Consider the following 4665-nt stretch of genomic DNA (forward strand, 5'->3'; position numbering starts at 1 on the left):
CCTGGTGGTACTGGCGGCAATCGGTGCGCTCGTTGCCAATTCGATCATCAAAGGCAACTACTACGTCGGTGCCGACAACAGCAAGGTCACCGTGCTGAGGGGCCTTCCCGGCTCGGTACTGGGCTACTCGCTGCAGAGTGTGGAACTGATCGGCTGCCTCGACGACGACGGAGCCGTCACGCTGACCGCTCCGGATGCCGCTCCGGCGGACTGCGTTCCGTTCGAGATCGACGACCTTCTGCCTGCCGCGCGCGAGCAGGTCACGGCCGGCTTGCCGTCCGGATCTCTCGACGATGCGCGCGGTCAGGTCGAGCGGTTGGCCTCCGGTGACCTGCTCCAGGTGTGCGAGACCGAACCGGTCGTCACCACGACCGCCGAACCGACTCCGACGACGATCATCCCGCCGCCCGGAGTTCCGTTGCCCCCGGCTGCGGAGCCCGTTCCCGAGGCGGCACCGACCACCACTGCGGTACCGACACCGACGGTCCCGCAGATTCCCGGTCAGAACTGCAGGACCGGTACTCGATGAGTTCGAATCCGTCCGCCGGAGGGTCCTTTCCGAGTCCACCCGAAGGATTCGCGCCTGCACCGATTCAATCGAACCGGCGCGGCGTCGAGCTGCTTCTGCTCGGGGCCGCGGTCCTGATCACCACGATCTCGTTGGTACTGGTCGAAGCCAGTCAGGAACAGACCATCACCTGGGATCTGGCGAAGTACGCGGTGGCCTATCTCGCGTTGATGACGGTGGCGCACCTGGCCGTGCGACGCTTCGCGCCCTACGCGGATCCACTGCTGCTGCCGATCGTGGCGCTGCTCAACGGGCTCGGTCTGGTGCTCATTCACCGTCTCGACCTGGCCGACGAGCAGCAGGCTCAGTATCTCGGAAACCCCATTCCGTCGCCCGACGCCAACCAGCAGGTGCTCTGGACGACGCTGGCCATCGCCGGTTTCGTCGCTCTGCTCGTGCTGCTGCGTGATTACCGCACCCTGGCTCGCTACGGCTACACCGTCGGTCTCGCCGGACTGGTGCTCCTGGCCATCCCGGCGATGCTGCCGTCGGCCTTCTCCGAGGTCAACGGATCGAAGATCTGGATTCGGCTGCCCGGCTTCAGTATTCAGCCCGGGGAGTTCGCGAAGATTCTGCTGCTCATCTTCTTCGCATCGTTGCTGGTCGCCAAGCGGGAACTGTTCACCGTCGCCGGCAAGCACTTCCTCGGAATGGACTTCCCGCGGGCACGCGATCTGGGGCCGATCCTGGTGGTGTGGATCGTCTCCGTCGGCGTGCTGGTGTTCGAGAAGGACCTCGGTACGTCGCTGCTGATCTTCGGAACCGTCCTGGTGATGATCTACATCGCCACCGAACGCGTCGGCTGGTTGATCATCGGTTTCGGACTGCTGCTCGTCGGATTCCTCTTCGCATATCAGGTGTTCGGCCACGTCAAGATCCGCACCGACACCTGGCTGCGACCGTTCGACGACTACAACGACACCGGCTACCAGATCGTCCAGTCGATGTTCAGCTTCGCCACGGGCGGTTTGGCGGGTACCGGGCTCGGTAGTGGTCGGCCCTCCCAGGTGCCGTTCGCCAAGACGGACTTCATCATTGCGACGGTCGGCGAAGAGCTCGGCCTCATCGGCCTGACCGCGGTCCTGATCCTGTACTTGCTGTTCATCATTCGCGGTATGCGTACCGCGCTGGCCGTTCGCGACAGCTTCGGCAAACTGCTCGCTGCGGGATTGTCGTTCACCATTGCCATCCAGCTGTTCGTCGTCGTCGGCGGCGTCACCAAACTCATCCCACTCACCGGCCTCACCACGCCCTATCTGTCCTACGGAGGATCGTCGCTTCTCGCCAACTACCTGCTCCTCGCGCTGCTGATCAAGATCTCCGACGCAGCCCGTGAGCCGGCAAAGCCCAAGAAGAAGCCCGCCCCCGCAGCGCCCATCGCGGAGGCACCCACCGAGCTGGTGAAGCGCGCATGAACACTCCCCTGCGCCGCGTGTCCATCGCCGTGATGGTCATGGTCGTGGCACTGCTCGCCAATGCCACTTACCTCCAGGTCATCAAGGCCGACGATCTGCGCACCGACCCGAGGAACTCACGGGTACTGCTCGACGAGTACTCCCGCCAGCGCGGTCAGATCTCGGCAGGCGGCCAGGTGCTCGCATCCTCGGTCCCCACCGACGACCGCTACAAGTACCTGCGCACCTACCCCCAGAATTCGATCTCCCCGGCCAGCCCGCAGGCCAACGCGCCGATCACCGGCTACTACTCGATGCTGTACTCGAGCAGCGGCCTCGAACGCGCCGAGGACCCCGTACTCAACGGATCCGACGACCGGCTCTTCGGTGGACGACTGTTCGACCTCATCTCCGGCCGAGACCCCCGCGGCGGCAACGTCGTCACCACCATCGACCCCGTCGTTCAGCAGGTCGCGTACGACCAGCTGACCGCCAAGGGATACACCGGCTCGGTAGTGGCCCTCGACCCGGCCACCGGCAACATCCTCGCCATGGCCAGCACCCCCAGCTACGACCCGAACCTGCTGGCCAGCCACGACGGCAGCACCACCACCGCGGCATGGGAGAACCTGAGCAACGATCCCGAGAAGCCGATGGTCAACCGGGCGATCTCGCAGACCTACCCACCCGGATCGACGTTCAAGGTGATCACCACCGCAGCCGCACTCGAAGCGGGCGCCACACCGGACGATCAACTCACGGCCGCGTCGAACATCACGTTGCCGGGAACCTCGACGACGCTGGAGAACTACAACGGTTCGACGTGCGGCGGTGGCCAGACGGCAACGCTGCGTGAAGCGTTCGCACGCTCGTGCAACACCGCCTTCGTCGAGCTCGGCGTCGACACCGGGGTGGACAGGATGCGCGAGACCTCCGCGGCCTTCGGCATCGGTGAGGACACGACCATTCCGCTCACCGTCGCCGACAGCACCATCGGACCCATCGACGACGACGCCGCCCTCGGCCAATCCAGCATCGGCCAGCGCGACGTGGCGTTGACCCCGCTGCAGGACGCCGTCATCGCCGCCACCGTCGCCAACGGCGGCGTGCGGATGGCCCCGAACCTGGTGCAGCAGCTGCAATCTCCCGACCTGTCCGACCTGTCGAGCTACCAGCCGAAGGCCATGGGCGAGGCGATCAGCTCGGCCACCGCGGCGACACTGACCGACCTGATGATCGGCTCCGAGAACAACACCAGCGGCGAGGGCAAGATCCCCGGGGTCCAGATCGCATCGAAAACCGGAACCGCAGAACATGGTTCCGACCCGCGCAACACCCCGCCGCATGCCTGGTACATCGGATTCGCACCCGCCGAGGATCCCAAGGTCGCCATTGCCGTCATCGTCGAGGACGGCGGCGATCGAGCCCTCGCCGCGACCGGTGGATCCGTGGCCGCACCCATCGGGCGCGCCGTCATCGCAGCCGCATTGCAGGGGAGGTGACGTGAAGTGCCACTGAGCAACGGAGCTGTCATCGCGCAGCGCTATCGACTTCTGCGTCTCATCGCCACCGGCGGCATGGGCCAGGTGTGGGAAGCGATGGACAACCGCCTCGATCGCCGTGTCGCGGTCAAGGTACTCAAGGCCGAGTTCTCCGAGGACCCGGAATTCCTGCAGCGCTTCAGGTTCGAGGCACGCACCACCGCGCAGCTGAACTATCCAGGAATCGCCGGCGTCTACGACTACGGCGAGACCCGCGACGGCGCGGGCGAATCACTGGCCTACCTGGTGATGGAACTGGTCAACGGTGAGCCGCTCAACGCCGTGCTGGGTCGCATGTCCCGCTTGCCGCTCGGCCATGCCCTCGACATGCTCGAGCAGACCGGCCGTTCGCTGCAGATCGCGCACACCGCAGGCGTCGTCCACCGCGACGTCAAACCGGGCAACATCCTGATCACCCCCACCGGCCAGGTCAAGATCACCGACTTCGGCATCGCCAAAGCCGTCGACGCGTCCCCGGTGACCAAGACCGGAATGGTCATGGGCACAGCGCAGTACATCGCCCCCGAGCAGGCGCTCGGCGAGGAGGCGACCTCGGCTTCCGACGTTTACTCGCTCGGAGTCGTCGGATACGAAGTACTCGCGGGCACGCGGCCCTTCGTGGGCGACGGTGCGCTGACCGTGGCCATGAAGCACGTTCGCGAAACGCCGGCCCCCATGCCACTCGACCTGCCTCCCGCCGTACGCGAACTCATCGAGATCACGATGGTGAAGGACCCGGCCGCGCGCTACGCCAACGGTGGCGAATTCGCCGACGCCGTCGCCGCGGTCCGAGCCGGCCGTCGCCCGCCTGCGCCCGGAAACTCCCGCGGTTCGGGCACCGGCAGGGTCATGATGCCGGGCGTCGTGCCCAGCCCGCAGCCGCCGTCGAGCACCCAGATGATGCCGACGTCGCAGCGCGAGTACCGCGGACCGGCCACCGGAACGGCTGCGGCCGCCGTACCCGAGACCACCGGAATGTCGTCGGCGCAGAAGGCCCTCGCCTGGGGCGGCGCCGGACTGCTGCTGCTGGCCATCCTCATCGGCGGTTACGTGCTGTTGACCGGGGGCAGGGACGACACGCCGACGCCGTTCGTGCCGCCGACCACGACCACCACGCAGCCGACCACCACCACGACCACGACGACCGAACCCACGACGACCA

The 4665-nt window shown here is 66.3% G+C and carries 3 protein-coding genes and 1 pseudogene; all 4 read left to right on the forward strand.

Annotated elements, in window-relative coordinates:
• A pseudogene (locus A2J02_RS28010) lies at positions 1 to 529 on the forward strand (serine/threonine protein phosphatase); the annotation flags it as partial.
• Positions 526 to 1983 carry an FtsW/RodA/SpoVE family cell cycle protein gene (locus A2J02_RS00860; RefSeq protein ID WP_068045547.1) on the forward strand — a complete coding sequence of 486 codons (1458 nt, stop codon included), beginning with the start codon at positions 526 to 528 and terminating at the stop codon, positions 1981 to 1983. The pseudogene A2J02_RS28010 and the gene A2J02_RS00860, both read left to right, overlap by 4 nt.
• Positions 1980 to 3464, forward strand: a complete 1485-nt coding sequence (locus A2J02_RS00865) for a peptidoglycan D,D-transpeptidase FtsI family protein (protein ID WP_068045550.1) — start codon at positions 1980 to 1982, stop codon at positions 3462 to 3464. Before A2J02_RS00860 ends, A2J02_RS00865 begins: the two co-directional genes overlap by 4 nt.
• 6 nt (positions 3465 to 3470) lie before the next feature.
• Positions 3471 to 4665 (forward strand): serine/threonine-protein kinase (locus tag A2J02_RS00870; protein ID WP_068045553.1); only part of this gene is annotated, 1195 nt, incomplete at its 3' end.

Source organism: Rhodococcus sp. EPR-147 (genome assembly GCF_001647185.1).
Taxonomy (GTDB): Bacteria; Actinomycetota; Actinomycetes; order Mycobacteriales; family Mycobacteriaceae; genus Rhodococcoides.

Bases quoted from the DNA above. Each gene is read 5' to 3' on its own strand.
- A2J02_RS00860 (WP_068045547.1), top strand. From the start codon at position 526: ATGAGTTCGAATCCGTCCGCCGGAGGGTCCTTTCCGAGTCCACCCGAA.
- A2J02_RS00865 (WP_068045550.1), top strand. From the start codon at position 1,980: ATGAACACTCCCCTGCGCCGCGTGTCCATCGCCGTGATGGTCATGGTC.